Source organism: Streptomyces sp. NRRL WC-3626, from assembly GCF_000718785.1.
Taxonomy (GTDB): Bacteria; Actinomycetota; Actinomycetes; order Streptomycetales; family Streptomycetaceae; genus Streptomyces; species Streptomyces edwardsiae.
This window is the reverse complement of record NZ_JOCA01000027.1, coordinates 34,811-52,502: the sequence shown is the minus strand read 5'-3', so window position 1 is coordinate 52,502 and position 17,692 is coordinate 34,811. Positions and strand designations below refer to the sequence as shown.

Below are 17,692 nucleotides of genomic sequence, written 5' to 3'. Positions count from 1 at the left end.
TCATATTTCACTCACAGTCAGCATCCGTTTACACCAAGACCCTTGGGGGACACGGAGTCTCGACGGATCAGCTGTGCACCAGTACCGTCACAAACCCCCCGCGCGGCGTCTATCCACTTGGCGCGACGTCCGCATCATGGTCGACGATAGGGATGCGGAAAGCACACAAGACCGCTGTGAGAGGAGGCGTCCATGGGATCGGTACGCAAGGCGAGTGCCTGGCTCGGCCTCGTCGACGACAACGAAGACGAGCGTTACTACGACGACGACTACTCCGACGGGGCCGAGCCCGGCGAGGCCTGGGTCACCGATCCGCGGGTCAAGGTCGCCGCGGACGTCGCCGAGGAGCGGGGGCGCCGGATCGGCACGGTCACCCCGGACAGCTTCCGGGACGCCCGTGCCATCGGTGAGCTGTTCCGCGAGGGCGTTCCCGTCATCATGAACCTCACGGCCATGGACGCCGGTGACGCCAAGCGCGTCGTCGACTTCGCCGCGGGTCTGATCTTCGGTCTGCGCGGCTCCATCGAGCGGGTGTCGAACCGGGTGTTCCTGCTCAGCCCGGCCGACACCGAGGTCGTCAGCGGTGAGCCGGCCGCGCACCGTTCGGACGGCTTCTTCAACCAGAGCTGAGGCAGGGCCGCTCCCCGGCCCTGCCCCCTCGGGCACTCACCGGAAGGCGTCGAGCCCGGTGAGCGCCTTGCCCAGCACGAGCTGGTGCATCTCGACGGTGCCCTCGTACGTCAGCACCGATTCGAGGTTCGTCGCGTGCCGCATGACCGGGTACTCCAGCGAGATCCCGTTGGCGCCGAGGATCGTACGGGCCGTACGGCAGATGTCGAGGGCCTCGCGGACGTTGTTGAGCTTGCCGAAGCTGACCTGCTCGGGACGCAGGCGGCCGGCGTCCATGCGCCGCCCCAGATGGTGGGCGAGCAGAATCCCCTTGTGCAGTTCGACCGCCATGTCGGCGAGTTTGGCCTGGGTCAGCTGGAACCCGCCGATGGGCCGCCCGAACTGCTCCCGTGACGTGGCGTAGTCGACGGCCGCCTCGAAGCAGCTCCGCGCGGCGCCCATGGCGCCCCAGACGATCCCGTACCGGGCGTGCGAGAGACAGCTGAGCGGGCCCTTGAGACCGGTCACCCCGGGCAGTACGGCGTCGGCGGGCAGCCGTACGCCGTCGAGGACCAGCTCGCTGGTGACGGAGGCGCGCAGCGACCACTTGTGCTTGATCTCGGGCGCGGAGAAGCCGGGGGTGCCGGTGGGTACGGCGAAGCCGCGGATTCCCTCGTCGGTCCGCGCCCACACGACGGCGACTCCGGCCACGGAACCGTTGGTGATCCACATCTTGCGCCCGCTGAGCACCCAGTCGGTGCCGTCCTTCTTGGCGTGGGTGCGCATGGCGGCGGGGTCGGAGCCGACGTCGGGCTCGGTCAGCCCGAAGCAGCCGATGACCTCGCCGGCGGCCATCCGGGGCAGCCACTCCCGTTTCTGCTCCTCGCTGCCGAAGCGGTGGATGGCGTACATGGCGAGCGAGCCCTGTACGGAGACCAGGGACCGGATCCCGGAGTCGGCCGCCTCCAGCTCCAGACAGGCGAGCCCGTACTGGACGGCGCTCGCGCCCGCGCAGCCGTAGCCGTCGAGGGACATGCCGAGCGCGCCGATCCCGCCGAGCTCCCGGGCCAGCTCCCGGATACCGGGCAGCTCGCCCTTCTCGTACCAGCCGGCGACCTCCGGCAGCACCCGGTCGGCGGCCCAGGCCCGCACGGTGTCCCGCACGGCCAGGTCCTCCGGCTCCAGCAGCTCGTCGAGGCCGAGCGGATCGGCGGGGTCGAAGGGGGGCGGTTTCGCGGACGCGGACATGGATTCACCCTCCGAAAACGAAAACTAGCACCGCTAGTCCCAACACCGCACCGACGGTACGCGGCAGCCCCCGGCACGTCCACCCTGCCCTTCCCCGTCCGGGACGGGAGGACACATACGGTCACACCGACACGCGTGACTCCACCGCTCCCCGAGGCGCGGGCACCTCCACCGCGGCGGCCTCACACTGCATCGCCCGCGGCAACCGCAACGCCATCAACGCCCCGAGCAACAACAGCCCCGCGCTGACCAGCAACGTCACATGCAGCCCGTGCACGAACGCCTCCCGCGCCGCCTCCCGCAACGCGCTCCCCACCGGCCCGCCGAGCCCGTCGGCCACCTCGTACGCCTCCCCCAGCGAGTGCGACGCCGCCGAGGACGCCTCCCCCGGTACCCCGGGGACCTCCGCGAGGCCGGGCGCATACGCCGCGTTCATCACACTGCCGAGCAGCGCGATCCCGATACCGGCGCCCAACTGGTACGAGGTCTCCCCGATCGCCGCCGCCCCACCCGCCGACGCCGCCGGCGCCTCGCTGAGCATCGACTCGTACGCCCCGAACAGCGTGGTCTCCAGCCCCAGGCCGAGCAGCACGAACCCGGTCAGCAGCAGCGGCCAGTCGTCCTGCCCGCCCATCCCGGTCAGGGCCACCACCGCGGCCGCGGTCAGACAGAAGCCGGCGCAGACCATGCGGCGCGGCCCGAACCGGCGCAGCATCCGCGCCCCCGCCAGCCCGGCCGCCATCGCGGCGATCGTCAGCGGCAGCAGCCGCAGCCCGGTCTCCAGCGGAGAGAGCCCCAGCACCAGCTGGAGATACTGGGCGGCGATCAGTTCCAGCCCGACCAGCGCGAGCATCGCCAGCACGATGCACCCCACCGACGTACTGAACGCCGGCCGGGCGAACATCCGCAGGTCGACCAGCGGATGCGCCCGCCGCCGCTGCCGCCGTACGAACGCGGCCAGCAGACCGGCGCCCAGGAGCAGCGGCAGCAGGGTCCACACACCGGCGGCGGACGCCTCGCCGCCGAGCCGCTTCACACCGAGGACCATCGCGAACAGTCCGGCCGCGGCCATCAGCGCGCCGACCACGTCCCAGGGCCCGTCGCCCGCGCCCTTCGACTCGGGCAGCAGAAGGCGTCCGACCGGGAGGCTGACCAGCATCAGCGGGATGTTGACCAGGAACACCGAGCCCCACCAGAAGTGCTCCAGCAGGAACCCGCCGAGCAGCGGGCCGACCGCCGCGCCGACGGCGGCGACCGCGCTCCAGATGCCGATGGCGAGCGCCCGCTCGCGCCGGTCGGGGAAGACCTGGCGCAGGATCGACAGCGTCGCCGGCATGATCATCGCGCCGCCGACGCCGAGCAGCGCCCGCGCGACGATCAGCACCTGCGCGCTGTCCGCGAGGGCCGCCATGCCGGAGGCGACGCCGAACAGGGCGTAGCCGAGCAGCAGTACGCGTCTGCGGCCGATCCGGTCCCCGAGGGTGCCGAAGAGGATCAGCAGCGAGGCGCAGACCAACGGATAGGCGTCGACGATCCAGAGCAGTTCCATCGCGCCGGGCCTGAGGTCCTCGGTGACCGCGGGAACCGCCACGTGCAGCACGGTGGCGTCGACGGCGACCAGGAGCAGGCTGGCGCACAGGACGACGAGCACCACCCAGCGGTTGGCACCGGCCCCGGCCGCCCGACGGCGCAGCGCGGCGGCGGCCGTGGTCGTCCCGGACATGTACGTACCTCCCAGATGTTCCCTCGCGATCGGCGGGCTCACAGGGTCGGGGACTCCCCCGTGACTCGGCCGGGGAGGAGCGGTGATCCCCGGCCCGCGCAGCGATCGGCGAGTGACACGTCAGAGTACGCGAGTGGAAGCCGGGGTCGAGTGGCGGGCCTCTCACTGTCCCGGCGGATCCATGTGGCGTACACCACTCCTCCCGTGGTGGTCACACGCCCGCGCCGGGCGGACCGGTTCCCCGCCGGGTCGATAATCGGGCGGGTGAACGATCTCGACGTACGCGTCGCCCCGGCGCGCTCCGGCGCCCTGCGCCGCGCCGCCCCCGCGCTCCTCGGGTACGCCGCCGTGCGTGCCCTGGGCCTGGTGGTGCTGGCCGTGTGGAGCGGGGCGCGCGGCAAGGACGCGTACACCCTGCTGACCGCCCGCTGGGACGCGCTCTGGTACACGAGGGTCGCCGAACTCGGGTACGGCTACGAGGTGCGGCTGCCCAACGGCGACGTGCACTCCAACCTGGCGTTCTTCCCGCTGCTGCCATGGCTGGAGCGGCTGGTCGCGACGGTGTCCCCGCTGTCGTACGCCGACGGCGGCTTCGTGGTGGCCGTGCTCGCCTCGCTCGCGGCGGCCTGGGGGATCTTCGCCGTGGCCGACCACGTGTACGGGCGCCGGGCCGGGGTGTGCGCGGTGCTGCTGTGGGCGGTGCTGCCGGTCGGGATCGTGCAGTCGATGGCGTACAGCGAGTCCCTGTTCACCGCGCTCGCCGCGTGGTCGCTGTACGCCGTGCTGACGGGGCGCTGGGTGACGGCGGGAGTCCTGGCCGGCCTGGCGGGCCTGACCCGCCCGGTGGGGCTGGCGGTGGTCGCGGCGGTCTGGGCGGCGGGCATCGCCGCGTTCCTCCGCGAACGCCCACGGGACCGCACGCGGGATCGCATACGGGACCGCACGCGGGACCGCACCCCTTTCGCGCGGCACCGCAGCACGGCGCCCGCGGACGGCGCACGGCCGGGCGGACACTCCGGCGCACCCGCGCCGGAGCGGCGCGCCCCCGCACCGGAGGGCGCCCGGAGCGCGCCGCACCTTCCGGAGGTGCGCCTGCGCCGGATCCTCGGCATGCTCCTCGCGCCCCTCGGAGCCGCCGGTTACGTTCTGTGGGTCGGCCACCGCACCGGAGACGGACCGCTGGGATATCTCGATGTACAGGCCGGGTGGCGCAACGGCTTCGACGGCGGCTACGCCTTCGCCCGTTTCGTCGCCGCCAAGTTCACGTCGTTCCCGTCCGCCCTCGCGGGCCTCGGCCTGCTGATCGGCGTCGGCCTCCTGCTCCGGCTGTACGTCGTCTGTGTACGGCAGCGGCAGCCGCTCCCCCTGCTGGTGTACGCCGGTGTCGTCACCGCGCTCGCCCTGTGCGCGTCGAGCTACTTCGGCTCGAAGCCGCGGCTGCTGCTGCCCGCCTTCCCCCTGCTGCTGCCCCTCGCCCTGGCCCTGGCCCGGCTGCGTACGCGCAGGTCGGCGCTGGTCGTGGGGGCGGTCGCGGTGGCCTCGGCGGTGTACGGGGCCTTCTGGCTGAACGGCTCCGGTCCGCCCTGACCCGCCCCGGACGGCCGATGAGCGCCGGGGAAATTCCGTACGAGCCCCCGGTGAACGAATTTAAAAGCGCGATAAAACCCTCGCCCTGAATGATCAAAGGAATTGAAGTCCGGGGCATCCGGGGTTTAGGGATTCACCGGCATTAAAGGTCCTCCTGAGAGGAATGCCACATCACATCGTCATCACAAAGAGGCTGATTCGACAGGGTTCCGCGCTCACTCGCTGTAACGTCGATTGGGTGCGTACCGAACGGAAGCCCACCCGTCTGGACCGGGTGTTCGCGAGGCTGGATCGTGAGCCGGAACGACCGGCTCACATCGGCGTGCCGCGAATGAGCCGGCACCGGGTGGTGCTGTTCGGCGCCTCCCTGGCCTTCTATCTGGCGATCGTGTGGGCCGTGCTGATCACCTCCTGGCTGGTCCGGCTGGACTGGCAGGTGATGTTCTTCCGCCCCTACCAGCAGTGGTCCGAGATCCACGCCTTCGTCGACTACTACGTGGTGCTCGGCCAGCGCGGCCCGACCGCCGTGATGGTGGCGGCCTGGCTGGGCTGGCGCTCCTGGCGGCAGCACACGCTGCGTCCCCTGCTCGCCCTCGGTGTCTCCCTGCTGCTGCTCAACGTCACCGTCGGTGCCGCGAAGTACGGCATGGGCCGCCTCGGCCCGCACTACGCCACCGAGATCGGCTCGAACGAGATGTGGCTCGGCGGCGATATATTTCCCAGCGGCCACACCGCGAACGCCGTGGTGACCTGGGGAATCCTGGCCTATCTGGCCTCCACCCCGAGAGCGCGCCGCTGGCTGTCCGCCCTGTCCGCGGTCACTTCGCTCGGGGTGGGACTGTCCACCGTGTACATCGGGACGCACTGGCTGAGCGATGTGGTCCTGGGCTGGGTCGCGGGCCTGCTGATCCTGCTGGCGCTGCCCTGGTTCGAGCCGCTGATCGCCCGCACGGAGGCGCGGATCTTCGACCTCCGGGCCCGCTGGCGGGTACGCCGGGCGGGCGCGGCCGAGCCCGGCGCTCTCGCGCGGCCCGTCATGCTCAAGCCGCTCACGGACCGCGCCGACGCGGCTCCCGAGCCGCTCGCCACGGGGCGCCCGTCCACCCGGTCGCCTGCCTACCTGGCACCCGGGCCGCACACGACCCGCGGGGAGCGCTCCCCGGTCACACCGGCGGGCAGCCGCCGCCCGCCACACCCGGAGCGCCACCCGCGCGGCACGACGTCGGCGAGCCGCCCCTGACGGCGGGCGTCAGCCCTTCCAGGCCCGCGCCACCCGGCCGTCCCGCACCTCGAAGTTGAGCCGGCCCATGCGGTACTCCATGGTGATGATCGTCCCCGGCGCGAGCGCCCGCACCGTCGACCAGCCGCGCTCGCGCGCGAGGTCCTCGGCCCGGTCCGCGGCAAGGCCGACATAGGCGTCCGGGCTGTCCTGGGGTTCCGCCGAGGGTGTCGGAATGGGTGCCATACGGCCACGCTATGCCCTGCCTCGTGAGCGGGGAAGCCCACCCCGGGAACACCCGGCCGGATCCTGTGGCGGTCACACTTCTGTCACAGGATCACGACAGACGTTCGTGACGGTGGCCTTCACCCGGACGGACGGTTCCGTACCCCTTCCGCAGGTATTCGAACGTAATTCCCGCGTGTCACACCACGGGCGTGTTCGGCGTCGGCGGAAAATGCCGTGCGAAGTACTCCCGGGGCCTCATTCGTTTTCCGCCGACACACATGACCGCACAAGCCGGTGCGCACAGAAAATGCGCTTTTCCGCCACACGATCCGCCACGTCCCCTGTCGTAAACGGGCAGGGGCGAGCATCATGGCGTGGGCCCGGAGGGACAGGCGGCGCGGGCCCGAGCGGGCCCGGCGCGCGAGGAGCGAAGGGGCGAGCGATGGGGACGCAGACCGTCCAGGCGACGGCGCGACCGGCGCGGCGGCAGCGGCGCGGACGACTGGTGATCGACTGGCTGACCACCACGGACCACAAGAAGATCGGCCACCTCTATCTGATCACGTCGTTCGTGTTCTTCCTGATCGCCGGCGTGATGGCCCTGCTGATGCGGGCGGAACTGGCCCGGCCCGGACTGCAGATCGTCGACAACCAGCAGTTCAACCAGCTGTTCACCCTGCACGGCACGATCATGCTGCTGCTGTTCGCGACGCCCACCTTCGCCGGTTTCGCCAACGAGCTGATGCCGCTGCAGATCGGGGCGCCCGACGTGGCCTTCCCCCGGCTGAACATGCTCTCGTACTGGCTGTTCCTCTTCGGCGGGCTGATCGTGCTCGGTTCGCTGGTGGTCACCGGGGGCCCGGCCGCCTTCGGCTGGTTCGCCTACGCGCCGCTGAACAGCATGGAGTACTCGCCGGGCCTCGGCCCCGACCTGTGGATCATGGGGCTCGCGCTCGCCGGGTTCGGCACCATCCTCGGCGCGGTCAACTTCATCACCACCATCGTCGGGATGCGCGCGCCCGGGATGACGATGTTCCGGATGCCGCTGTTCACCTGGAACACGCTGTTCACGTCGATCCTGATCCTGCTGGCGTTCCCGGTGCTGGCGGCGGCGCTGCTGGTGCTGGAGGCGGACCGGCGGTTCGGCTCCCAGGTCTTCGAGGCCGCCGGCGGCGGGGCGGTCCTGTGGCAGCACCTGTTCTGGTTCTTCGGCCATCCCGAGGTGTACATCATCGCGCTGCCGTTCTTCGGCATCGTCACGGAGATCATCCCGGTCTTCAGCCGCAAGCCGCTGTTCGGCTATCTGACGCTGGTGGGCGCCACCATGGCCATCACCGGCCTGTCGGTGGTGGTGTGGGCGCACCACATGTTCGCCACCGGCGCGGTGCTGCTGCCGTTCTTCTCCTTCATGAGCTTCCTGATCGCGGTGCCCACGGGCGTGAAGTTCTTCAACTGGACCGGCACCATGATCAAGGGGTCGCTGTCCTTCGAGACACCCATGCTGTGGGCGACCGGGTTCCTGGTGTCGTTCCTGTTCGGCGGGCTCACCGGGGTACTGCTGGCGTCGCCGCCGCTGGACTTCCATGTGACGGACTCGTACTTCGTCGTCGCGCACTTCCACTACGTCGTCTTCGGCACCGTCGTCTTCGCTACCTTCGGCGGGTTCTACTTCTGGTGGCCCAAGTTCACCGGGAAGATGCTGGACGAACGGCTCGGCAAGATCCAGTTCTGGACGCTGTTCGTCGGCTTCCACACCACGTTCCTGGTGCAGCACTGGCTGGGCGCCGAGGGCATGCCGCGCCGCTACGCCGACTATCTGGCGGCGGACGGCTTCACCGCGCTGAACACCGTCTCGACCATCGGCGCCTTCCTGCTCGGCATGTCCACGCTGCCGTTCCTCTACAACGTCTGGAAGACCGCCAAGTACGGCGAGAAGGTAGAGGTCGACGACCCGTGGGGGTTCGGCCGCTCCCTGGAGTGGGCGACGTCGTGTCCGCCGCCCCGGCACAACTTCACGACGCTGCCCCGGGTCCGTTCGGAGTCGCCGGCGTTCGACATGAACCATCCGGAGTACGCGGCGCTGACCGCCCAGCCCGAACCGAAGAGCGAGCAGGCGGGTTCCGGTCAGGGCTCGTAGGCGAGCTGCGGCACCTCGAAGCAGGTGCGGTTCATGTCGCCCTGCGCCACCCAGCCCTCGCCGTCCCGCCAGCGGGCCACGGACAGACAGGTCCGGCTCGTCGACGGCGGCTCGGGCGACCGCTCGAACGAGACGGGCAGCAGCAGTCCGCCCGCGGTGTAGTCCCGGGCGCGGCCGACGTAGCCGTCGACGCACGCGCGGGTGATGCCCGTACGGGCGCAGGAGGTGGCCGCGTCGGTGAACCAGCGGGCCGCCGCCCAGCCCTCCAGCTGCCACTGGGAGTGCGTCTGCAGATCCTTCGTGGCGTCCCGGAAGGCGCGTACGGCCGGATGGGCCGTGTCCTCGTAGTCGCGGCTGGAGCCGGTCGCCCAGAGGGCGTTGCGGCAGCGCGGTGCGTCCTTGTAGTCCTCGGCGACGGCGGAGGTCCAGTTCTGCACGTTGGTGACCTTGGCGGTGACCCGGACGCCGGCGTCGTCCATGGCCCGGCACAGGCGGGCGTTGCCGTTCGCGTCGATGGCGTCGAAGACCAGGTCGGCGCCCTGCTGCTTCAGGTCGGCGGCGACCGCGCGGAAGTTGGGCAGGGCGAAGTCGACCTGCTCGGTGACCACCTTGTAGCCCTCGGCCTTCAGACCGCGTCGCACGAGCCGGGCGTAGGCGGCGGACGCGGACTGGTTGTAGGAGACGACGGCGGCGGTACGGGCGCCGTGCTCGCGCTTGAAGTAGCGGTAGACCTCGGTGCCGCCGTACAGCATGCCGTCCCAGCCGGGGGTGCCGTTCCGGGGCGCGTCGCTGCCGTGGATGCCGTACAGGTGCGGATACGTGTCGTAGGCGGCGCCGATGGGCTGGCCGCCGACGTCGGGGACGCCGGCGCGGGAGACGCGGGAGGCGCCCGCGTAGTCCAGGGCGGTGGTGGCGACCAGGGCGACGACCTTCTCCTCGTCGATCAGCCTGTGCACGCACTCGTTGTTGCCGACGCCGCTGCCGCCGTCGTCGCACGTGTGCACCTCGACGCGCCGGCCGTCGATGCCGCCGCGCGTGTTGAGCCGGTCGAACCAGGCCTTCGCGCCGTCGCGCGGGCCGGTGAGGGCGCCGCCGCCGACCGGGCTGGTGGCGCTCGCGACGATGCCGACCCGGATCGGCTCGCGCGCGGGCGCGGAGGCGCGGTCGTCGTGCCCGAAGTCGCTCTCCGGCAGACGGCTGCCGCAGGCGGCGGTCAGGACGAGGAGCGCCGCCGCGGCGAGGGCCTCAGCAGCCCGGGATGTCCGGGGGCGATTCATCGCCGCTCAGCTGGACGAGCGCGCACAGGGACTTGACGGACACCTTCCAGGTGCCGTCGTCGTCGACGGCGACGCCGGAGGCGTCCGGGAGGGCGGTGGCCCCCTTGAGCGTCAGGGTGAAGGTCACGTCCGCCTCGGTCGGTGAGGTGAACGCGATCTCGGTGACCTCGGCCTTCACCTGTCCGGCCCGGTTGTCACCGCTGAACACCTCGAGCACCGGGCCCAGCAGCTCACCGTTCTGCAGGAGCTTCTTCTTCTCGTCCACGGGCGTCCCGGGGTCGAAGAACTTCTCCCAGTTCTGCCGGATCTCCTTCTCGGCCGCCGCCCGGTCCGCGGGCGCGCTGCCCGGTTCGTTCGTCGTGCGCTCCGCCGTGGGCGTGTACGTCCCCCCGTCCCCGCCCCCGCTGTATCCGTCGCCGCATGCCGCGAGGCCGGGCGCCGACACCAGGAACAGCGCGGCGGCCAGTGCCGTGCCCCGCCCCGCCGTCCGTGGGCCGCGCCCGCCCGTCCTTGTGTTCCCCCGCCCGATGCCACTGCCGAGAACCATCTGGCTCACCAATCGGGTGTCGGTCCGGACCGGGTGCGTCCGGTGCTTTCAGGGTCGGGGCGTAAGGGGCATAGTGCAAGCCATGCGGACATCCCGACTGCGGATCGCGCGCCCCGCGCGGTGGGCGGGCTGGGCCGCGCTCGCCGCCGGGGCGGTGCTGTGCGTCGTCGGCTGGTACGGCGTCTCGGGCGAGCGTTACGCCGAACGGCAGCTGCCCTACCTGGCCTCGTGCAGCATCCCCGGCGCCGCGCTGATCGTCGCGGGGGCGGTGCTGCTCGCCCACCGCCGGGAGACGTTCGCCGCCGCGCGCGGGGAGGAGCCGCACGGCCTCCTGCTGGACACCGGCGCGGACGAGCCGGGGCGGCCGGCCGGCGGGCCGCTGGCGGTCGCCGCGCGGACGCTGATGGTGCCGGGCGGCACGCTGTGGCACCGCGCGGACTGCCCGCTGGTCGCGGGGAAGGCGGAGGCGGTCCCGGTGGACGGGAGGCTCGTCGCGAGCGGCGGGCTGAGGCCCTGCCCGATCTGCGAACCCGCCGACAGGGCCGGCTGACCCCACGCCGATGTCCTCGCTGACGTACGACCTCACGCTGGCCGGACTGTCGGTGGGCGCCGCAGCGGCGCTCACCGGGATCGGGCTGATCGTGACGTACCGGGCGACCGGGGTGCTGAACTTCGCGCACGGGGCGGTCGCCATGGTGTGCGCGTATGTGCTGCGCGCTCTGGTGGTCGACGGGGGCCTGCCGCTGTGGTGGGCCGCCGCGGTGACGCTGCTGGTGGTGGCGCCGGGGATCGGGGTGGTGCTGGAGCGGTGCGTGTTCCGGCCGCTGTCGGTGCGGGGCGGCGATCCCGCGCGGACGCTGGTGGCGGCCATCGGGGTGTTCGTGCTGCTGGTGGGCGGGGCGGCGCTGCTGTGGGGGCAGGGGGCGCGGGACGACGCGCCGGTGCTGCTGCCGGCGGAGCCGTGGGGGCAGCTGGCGGTGGTGGCGGTGCTGGCCGCGGGGGTGGGAACGGTGGTCCGCCGGACGCGGTTCGGGCGGGAGCTGCGGGCCGTCGTGGACGACCGCCGGCTGGCCGTGCTCGCCGGTGTCGACGCGGACCGGGTGGCGGCGGCGGGCTGGGCGTTCGGCTCGTTCACGGCCGGTCTGACGGGGGTCCTGCTGGCTCCGTACGTGCGGCTCGACCCGTACGGGCTGCCGCTGCTCGTGATGGAGGTCATGGCGGTCGCGGTCGCCGCGCGGATGCGCGCTCCGGTGGTGGCGGTGGCCGTGGCGCTCGGCATCGGGGTGGCGCAGAGTCAGCTGACGCGACTGCACCCGTCCGGGTGGGGCGAGCCGCTCCTCCAGGCGGTGGGCGCCAATCTGTTCGTCGTGGCGCTGCTGTTCGCCGCCCTGGTGCTGCCGGGCGTCGGGACGCGTGACGCGCTGCCGCGCACGGCCACCGCGCGGGTGCCGGCGCCGCCGGGCGCGTGGGTCGTGGCGGGGGTGCTGTTCCTGCTGCCGCTGGGCCTCGCCGGGAGCGATCTGCGTACGGCGGTGCAGGTGCCGGCGCTGGGGGTGGTGCTGCTGTCGCTGGTGGTCGTTACCGGCCGGGGCGGGCAGATCTCGCTCGGGCAGGCGGCGTACGCCGGTCTGGGCGCCCTGTTCACGGCGCTGCTGGCGGCCGGCCGTTTCCCCGGCCTGCCCCGGCTGCCGGAGCTGGCCGGGCTGGCGGTGGCGGTCGTGCTGGTCGCCCCGCTGGGCGTGCTGACCGGGTGGCCGGCGATCGGCCGGCGCGGACCGGCCCTGGCGCTGGCGACGTTCGCGGTGGGTGTCGGGGTGAGCCGCTTCGTCTTCGACCAGCCGTACGCCACGTCCGGACTGTCCCTGGACCGCCCGGCGGGGTTCGACGGCGACCGCGCGTACTACGTCCTGGAACTGCTCCTCCTGGTGTGCGCGCTGCTCGCGACCGGGGCCCTGCGGCGGGGCCGCACGGGCCGCGCCCTGGCGGCGACGCGGGACCACGAGTCCGGGGCGCGGGCGGCGGGCGTGCGGGTGCCGTCGCTGAAGCTCCTCGCCTTCGTCTGCGGTGCCGGGCTGGCCGCGCTCGGCGGCGGCATGCTGGGCATGGGCCTGCGCGCCTTCGACCCGGCCGCGTACGACCCCGTGCGGAGCCTGCTGTGGTTCGCGGCGGTCGTGGTCGTCGGCGCGGACGGCACCCTGGGCGCGCTGCTCGCCGCGGCCCTCCTGGTCGGCCTGGACGCGGGCACGCGCGGGGGCGTGGCGGCGGCGGTGATCGGCGTCCTGGCGATCCTGACGGGCCGCTTCCCGGACGGCCCCTACGAGGCCCTGCGCAACCGTCTCCGCCCGGCACCGGTCCCGTCGGCCCCACCCGTGCGCACCCGCCCGCGCCCTCCGGGACCACGGCAGCCGGCGGGCGCGACGGCGACGGGCCGGGGCCCGCACACCCGGCCGGCTGAACCCGCGGGCCATCGCACGGCCCTGCCCCCCGACTCCCGCTGCGCGGGGGGTCCCGGGCTTGCCGCCCGGGGGCTGACCGTGCGGTACGGCGGGTTCGTCGCGCTGGACGGGGTGGATCTGGAGGTGGTGGCCGGGCGGGTGAGTGCCGTCGTGGGGCCGAACGGGGCCGGGAAGAGCACCTTGTTCCACTGTCTGGCCGGGACCGTGCGCCCCGCGCGGGGGACCGTCTCGCTCGGCGGGCGGGACATCACCCCGCTGTCCGCGCAGGCCCGCACCCGGCTCGGGATCGCGCGGACGTTCCAGCTGTCGGCCGTCTTCCCGACGCTGACCGTCGCCGAGAACGTCCGCGTCGGTGCCGAGCAGGTCCGGCCGCGCGACCCCCGCGCGGTCGAGCGGACCCTGCGGCTGCTCGGCCTCGACGGACCCGTACGCGCTCGGCCCGCCGCCGGACTGCCCACCGGGACACTGCGCCGGGTGGAACTCGCGCGGGCCCTCGCCGCCGCCCCGCGCGTGCTGCTGCTCGACGAGCCCGCCGCCGGTCTCGACACCGCGGAGGTGACCGCGCTGGCCCGGATCCTGAAGGCGCTGGCCGCCGACGGCATGGCACTCCTCGTCGTCGAGCACGATCTCGGTCTGGTCGCCGGCCTCGCCGACGTCGTGCATGTGATGACGGAGGGCAGGATCGTCGCCTCCGGACCGCCCGGAAGCGTCCTGGACATCCCCGGAAGGACGGCCGACCCGTGATGACGACCACCATCTCCCTGCGCGAAGCGCGGGTGCGCTACGGCCCCCTGGAGGCCCTGCACGGCGTCACCCTCGCCGCACCCGGCCCCGGCCTCACCGTGCTGCTGGGGCGCAACGGCTCGGGCCGTACGACCGCCCTGCGCGCACTCGCCGGTGACGTGCCGCTGTCCGGCGGGGCCGTGGTGTGGGACGGACGGGACATCACCGGCGTGGCGGCGGACGAGCGGGCCCGGCGCGGGCTGTGCCTGGTGCCGGAGCGTCGGGCCGTGTTCGGTTCCCTCACCGTGCGGGAGAACCTCGCCCTGACCGCCCCCGACCCCGCGGAGGCCCTCGAGGCCTATCCGCGGCTGCGGCCGCTGCTGGACCGCAGGGCCGGCACGCTCTCCGGGGGCGAGCAGCGGATGCTGGCCCTGTGCCGGGCCCTGCGGTCCGGCGCGCGCGTGGTGCTCGTCGACGAGCCCGCCCAGGGCATGTCACCGGTGGTCGCGGCCCGTACGTACGCGCTGCTGGCCGCGCTCGACGCGTGCGTGGTCGTCGCCGAGCAGCGGCTGCCGCCCGCCCTGCACGGCCTTCGCGCCCTCGTGTACGAACTGCGCCGGGGCACGGTGGTGTTCGCGGGTGAGGCGAGCGAACTCGGCGGGTCCGGGCGGCGGTAGGGCCCCGGCCGGCCGGCCGGGGTCCCGCGTGCACACGGCCGAGGAATCCAGGGAGCCCGGGCGTCCGGGATCGACCAACGCCCTGTCATTGCAGGCCAGTTGTCGCTTACCCTGGGTAGCGGCTATTTTCGGCCACCCGCTTCATTCCCTGATTTCAGGATTTGTCGACCAGCGGCCGGAGCGATCCGTGAGTCACCTCACCCCTTCAACCGCCGCTCACCAGCGCCGACTTGACGATGAGTGGCCGATTCCGCGCCGAACGTGACGGCGTGCGCTGGATGGTTCGATTCCGTTCGCCCTGGGGCGTGACCACCGCCACAGATCGCCCGTTGTCTTCTTCATGAGCCGGGGACCCACCCCGGACCACGGGCCGGGAGCCACCCGGCCTCGCCACGCACCGCATCCCGAGGGAGCCACCCGTGCCGCGCATGCTCGACGTCAGCGACGAGGTACGCGCCGAGATCGGCGACGAAGAAGCAGACCGCCTCCTCGCCGGAGAGTCCGCCCCGGGCAGTTACGACTGCACCTCCTGCCGCACCCCCGGCGACCCGGAGCAGGAGCGCACCAGCACCGTCCTGTTCGTCGGGGACGAGACCGCCGTACTCGCGTTCGCCCACTCCACCTGCCTGCCCTCCCAGGTCGTCCAGGTCACCGAGGAACAGCTCCAGGGGGCCGTACGGGCCATCGGCGGCGACTCCGCGCAGCCGGCGCCCGCGGACGTCACCCCCGAACAGGCCGTGCTCGGCGTGACCAGCGGACTGGTCCTGATCGCCGGGGAACTGCATCCGGCGCTGGTCGTCGAACCGACCGCGCCGGTCGCCCGCCCCGGCACCCTGGGGGCCGGGGACGACTTCCTGCCGCTCCTCATCGAGCAGGGCTTCATGCCGCTGACCGAGCTGTCGGCCGTACCGCCGGTGCTGCACGGCTGGTCGGTGCTGCTCGCCGCGGGCCAGCTGCACGCCGTACTGCAGCCGAACCCGGGCGGCGGCGGGCGTCCGGTGGCGTGGTGGCAGGCGCACCAGCCGCTGCAGGTCACCGACGGCTGGCGGTCGGCCGCCAACAAGCACCAGCAGGTGCTGATGTTCGCGGCGCCGGTCGGCTCGATCGGCCGTCAGCCGCGCGAGGACCTGCTGCGCGACGCGCTGGACAAGGCGGCGGCGAACGGCAAGCTCGTCGCCTCGGCACTGCCCCTGGCCGGCCTCTGACCGACCCCGCCCGAGCACCGGCGCCGAAAGCCGCAAAAGGGCCGCATCCCTTACGGCACGGGGTCGTTTGGACATACGTGCACGCATACGACGTTCCCCGCCACCAGTCCCTCGCCTCGGTCCCCGCACCCGGGCGCCCGGCGCAGGACTCCCGGAGCGGCCTCTCGGCCACGCCGATCTACGACGCCCTCTACACCGAGTACGTCAAGTCCTTCCGTTCGCTGCCGGGTGACCGCAGCGGCGAGGAGGAGCTGGGCTTCACCGCCTTCGGGGACATCCCGCACGGTACGAGGCCGTACGGCGGGCACAGCCCGGGAACGTTCGGCGCGTCCCTGATGAGCGGTGCCTACGGCGCGGGGGCGGGCGGCCGCCCGGGCGCGGCGCCGCAGTGGCAGCGGGTCGGCGCCGTCGGCCGTTCCGCCGCCGGTATGCAGCATGTGCCGGCCGGGCTGCCGCCGGCGCCGCGCAGGGGCGCCTGACCGGCGCACGACGAAGGGGCGGTCCCGGTGGGACCGCCCCTTCGCTCTGCCTACTTCTTCCGGCCGCGCTTCTCCCGCACCCGCACGGAGATGTGGATCGGCGTCCCCTCGAAGCCGAACTCCTCCCGCAGCCGGCGCTCGATGAACCGCCGGTAGCCCGCCTCGATGAAGCCGGACGCGAACAGCACGAACCGGGGCGGCTTGGTGCCCGCCTGGGTGCCGAACAGGATGCGCGGCTGCTTGCCGCCCCGCACGGGGTGCGGGTGGGCGGCGACCAGCTCGCCGAGGAAGGCGTTCAGCCTGCCCGTCGGGACCCGGGTCTCCCAGCCCTCCAGGGCCGTCTCGATGGCGGGGACCAGCTTCTCCATGTGGCGGCCGGTGCGCGCCGACACGTTCACCCGCGGCGCCCAGGTCACCTGGCCGAGCTCGGTCTCGATCTCCCGCTCCAGGTAGTAGCGGCGCTCCTCGTCGAGGGTGTCCCACTTGTTGTAGGCGAGGACGAGCGCGCGGCCCGCCTCCACGGCCATGGTGACGATCCGCTGGTCCTGCACGGAGATGGAGTCGGCGGCGTCGATGAGGACGACGGCCACCTCCGCCTTCTCGACGGCGGCGGCGGTGCGCAGCGAGGCGTAGTAGTCGGCGCCCTGCTGGAGGTGGACGCGCTTGCGGATGCCCGCCGTGTCGACGAACTTCCAGGTGACGCCGCCCAGTTCGATCAGCTCGTCGACCGGGTCGCGGGTGGTGCCGGCGAGTTCGTTGACGACGACGCGCTCCTCGCCCGCGACCTTGTTCAGCAGCGAGGACTTGCCGACGTTGGGCCGGCCGATCAGGGCGATGCGCCGCGGGCCGCCGACGGCGCCGCCGAAGGTCTGGGCCGGCGCCTCGGGCAGGGCCTCCAGGACCTGGTCCAGCATGTCGCCGGTGCCTCGGCCGTGCAGCGCGGAGACCGGGTGGGGCTCCCCCAGGCCCAGTGACCACAGGTACGAGGCGTCGGCCTCGCCGCTCGGGCCGTCCACCTTGTTGGCGCACAGCACGACGGGCTTGCCCGCCTTGCGCAGCAGCCGGACGACGGCCTCGTCGGTGTCGGTGGCGCCGACCTTGGCGTCGACGACGAAGACGACCGCGTCGGCGGCCTCGATGGCGTACTCGGCCTGCGCGGCCACGGAGGCGTCGATGCCGAGGACGTCCTGCTCCCAGCCGCCGGTGTCGACGACCTTGAAGCGGCGGCCCGCCCACTCGGCCTCGTAGGTGACCCGGTCGCGGGTGACGCCCGGCTTGTCCTCGACGACCGCCTCACGGCGGCCGATGATGCGGTTCACCAGGGTCGACTTGCCGACGTTGGGGCGGCCGACGACGGCGAGCACGGGCAGCGGGCCGTGGCCCGCGGCCTCGATCGCGCCCTCGACGTCCTCGAGGTCGAAGCCCTCCTCCGCGGCGAGCTCCATGAACTCCGCGAACTCGGCATCGCCCAGCGCCCCGTGGTCGTGCTCCGGCGCGCCCTCGTACGCGTCCGAGCCGTCGGGCTGGATGTGGTCGTTCATGAAGTCCGTACCTCTGCGTTCATCGTGGTGATCGGT

General features: G+C 72.8%; 15 protein-coding genes. 9 read left to right on the top strand and 6 right to left on the bottom strand.

All coding sequences use genetic code 11. The features are described from left to right. Window positions 1-192: 192 nt before the first annotated feature. On the top strand, window positions 193-630 hold the full coding sequence (locus IF28_RS0131370; RefSeq protein ID WP_030227434.1) for a cell division protein SepF: 438 nt from the start codon (window positions 193-195) through the stop codon (window positions 628-630). 36 nt (window positions 631-666) lie between these two features. Here IF28_RS0131370 and IF28_RS0131365 read toward each other — a convergent pair whose 3' ends face one another. Further along, a complete protein-coding gene (locus IF28_RS0131365; RefSeq protein WP_030227432.1) occupies window positions 667-1,857 on the bottom strand; it encodes an acyl-CoA dehydrogenase family protein in 1,191 nt (396 codons plus the stop codon). A gap of 121 nt (window positions 1,858-1,978) precedes the next feature. Further along, window positions 1,979-3,580, bottom strand: coding sequence for an MFS transporter (locus IF28_RS0131360; protein WP_030227430.1), 1,602 nt, complete (start codon window positions 3,578-3,580; stop codon window positions 1,979-1,981). A gap of 264 nt (window positions 3,581-3,844) precedes the next feature. Here IF28_RS0131360 and IF28_RS0131355 point away from each other — a divergent pair, with 264 nt between their 5' ends. Together IF28_RS0131355 and IF28_RS0131350 are read left to right on the top strand one after the other, a co-directional pair. Continuing rightward, entirely contained in the window at window positions 3,845-5,167 is a 1,323-nt protein-coding gene (locus tag IF28_RS0131355) for a glycosyltransferase family 39 protein (RefSeq protein WP_030227428.1), read from the top strand. Between the two features lie 238 nt (window positions 5,168-5,405). Next, entirely contained in the window at window positions 5,406-6,407 is a 1,002-nt protein-coding gene (locus tag IF28_RS0131350; protein WP_030227426.1) for a phosphatase PAP2 family protein, read from the top strand. Window positions 6,408-6,416: 9 nt separating this feature from the next. Here the strand turns inward: IF28_RS0131350 and IF28_RS0131345 are convergent, their stop codons facing one another. After that, window positions 6,417-6,632, bottom strand: a complete 216-nt coding sequence (locus IF28_RS0131345; RefSeq protein WP_030227422.1) for an I78 family peptidase inhibitor — start codon at window positions 6,630-6,632, stop codon at window positions 6,417-6,419. Between the two features lie 424 nt (window positions 6,633-7,056). Between IF28_RS0131345 and ctaD the strand changes: the two genes are divergently transcribed. Then, entirely contained in the window at window positions 7,057-8,751 is a 1,695-nt protein-coding gene (ctaD, locus tag IF28_RS0131340) for a cytochrome c oxidase subunit I (RefSeq protein ID WP_030227419.1), read from the top strand. On the opposite strand, the gene IF28_RS0131335 is transcribed toward ctaD, so the two are convergent. Both IF28_RS0131335 and IF28_RS0131330 read right to left on the bottom strand, forming a co-directional pair. Beyond that, window positions 8,739-10,028: an ABC transporter substrate-binding protein gene (locus IF28_RS0131335; RefSeq protein ID WP_030227417.1), complete on the bottom strand. Its 1,290-nt coding sequence runs from the start codon at window positions 10,026-10,028 to the stop codon at window positions 8,739-8,741. The two genes, ctaD and IF28_RS0131335, sit on opposite strands and share 13 nt — an antisense overlap. Next, a complete protein-coding gene (locus tag IF28_RS0131330; RefSeq protein ID WP_030227414.1) occupies window positions 9,997-10,575 on the bottom strand; it encodes a hypothetical protein in 579 nt (192 codons plus the stop codon). The genes IF28_RS0131335 and IF28_RS0131330 overlap by 32 nt, the downstream gene beginning before the upstream one ends. Window positions 10,576-10,657: 82 nt before the next feature. On the opposite strand from IF28_RS0131330, the gene IF28_RS0131325 reads away from it, so the two are divergent. The 5 genes from IF28_RS0131325 to IF28_RS0131305 all read left to right on the top strand — a co-directional run bounded on the left by IF28_RS0131325 (window position 10,658) and on the right by IF28_RS0131305 (window position 16,115). After that, the gene (locus tag IF28_RS0131325; protein WP_030227411.1) at window positions 10,658-11,125 is read left to right on the top strand and encodes a hypothetical protein; all 468 of its coding nucleotides are present in this window, start codon (window positions 10,658-10,660) and stop codon (window positions 11,123-11,125) included. A 10-nt stretch (window positions 11,126-11,135) separates the two neighbouring features. Beyond that, complete coding sequence (locus tag IF28_RS0131320) at window positions 11,136-13,775, top strand: ABC transporter permease subunit (protein WP_030227408.1); 2,640 nt, start codon at window positions 11,136-11,138, stop codon at window positions 13,773-13,775. Beyond that, the gene (locus IF28_RS0131315) at window positions 13,775-14,431 is read left to right on the top strand and encodes an ABC transporter ATP-binding protein (RefSeq protein ID WP_030227406.1); all 657 of its coding nucleotides are present in this window, start codon (window positions 13,775-13,777) and stop codon (window positions 14,429-14,431) included. Before IF28_RS0131320 ends, IF28_RS0131315 begins: the two co-directional genes overlap by 1 nt. A 419-nt stretch (window positions 14,432-14,850) precedes the next feature. Continuing rightward, window positions 14,851-15,636: a hypothetical protein gene (locus tag IF28_RS0131310; protein WP_030227404.1), complete on the top strand. Its 786-nt coding sequence runs from the start codon at window positions 14,851-14,853 to the stop codon at window positions 15,634-15,636. Window positions 15,637-15,713: 77 nt separating this feature from the next. Continuing rightward, window positions 15,714-16,115: a hypothetical protein gene (locus IF28_RS0131305; protein WP_030227401.1), complete on the top strand. Its 402-nt coding sequence runs from the start codon at window positions 15,714-15,716 to the stop codon at window positions 16,113-16,115. 50 nt (window positions 16,116-16,165) lie between these two features. On the opposite strand, the gene der is transcribed toward IF28_RS0131305, so the two are convergent. After that, window positions 16,166-17,656: a ribosome biogenesis GTPase Der gene (der, locus tag IF28_RS0131300; RefSeq protein WP_030227398.1), complete on the bottom strand. Its 1,491-nt coding sequence runs from the start codon at window positions 17,654-17,656 to the stop codon at window positions 16,166-16,168. Window positions 17,657-17,692: the final 36 nt, after the last annotated feature.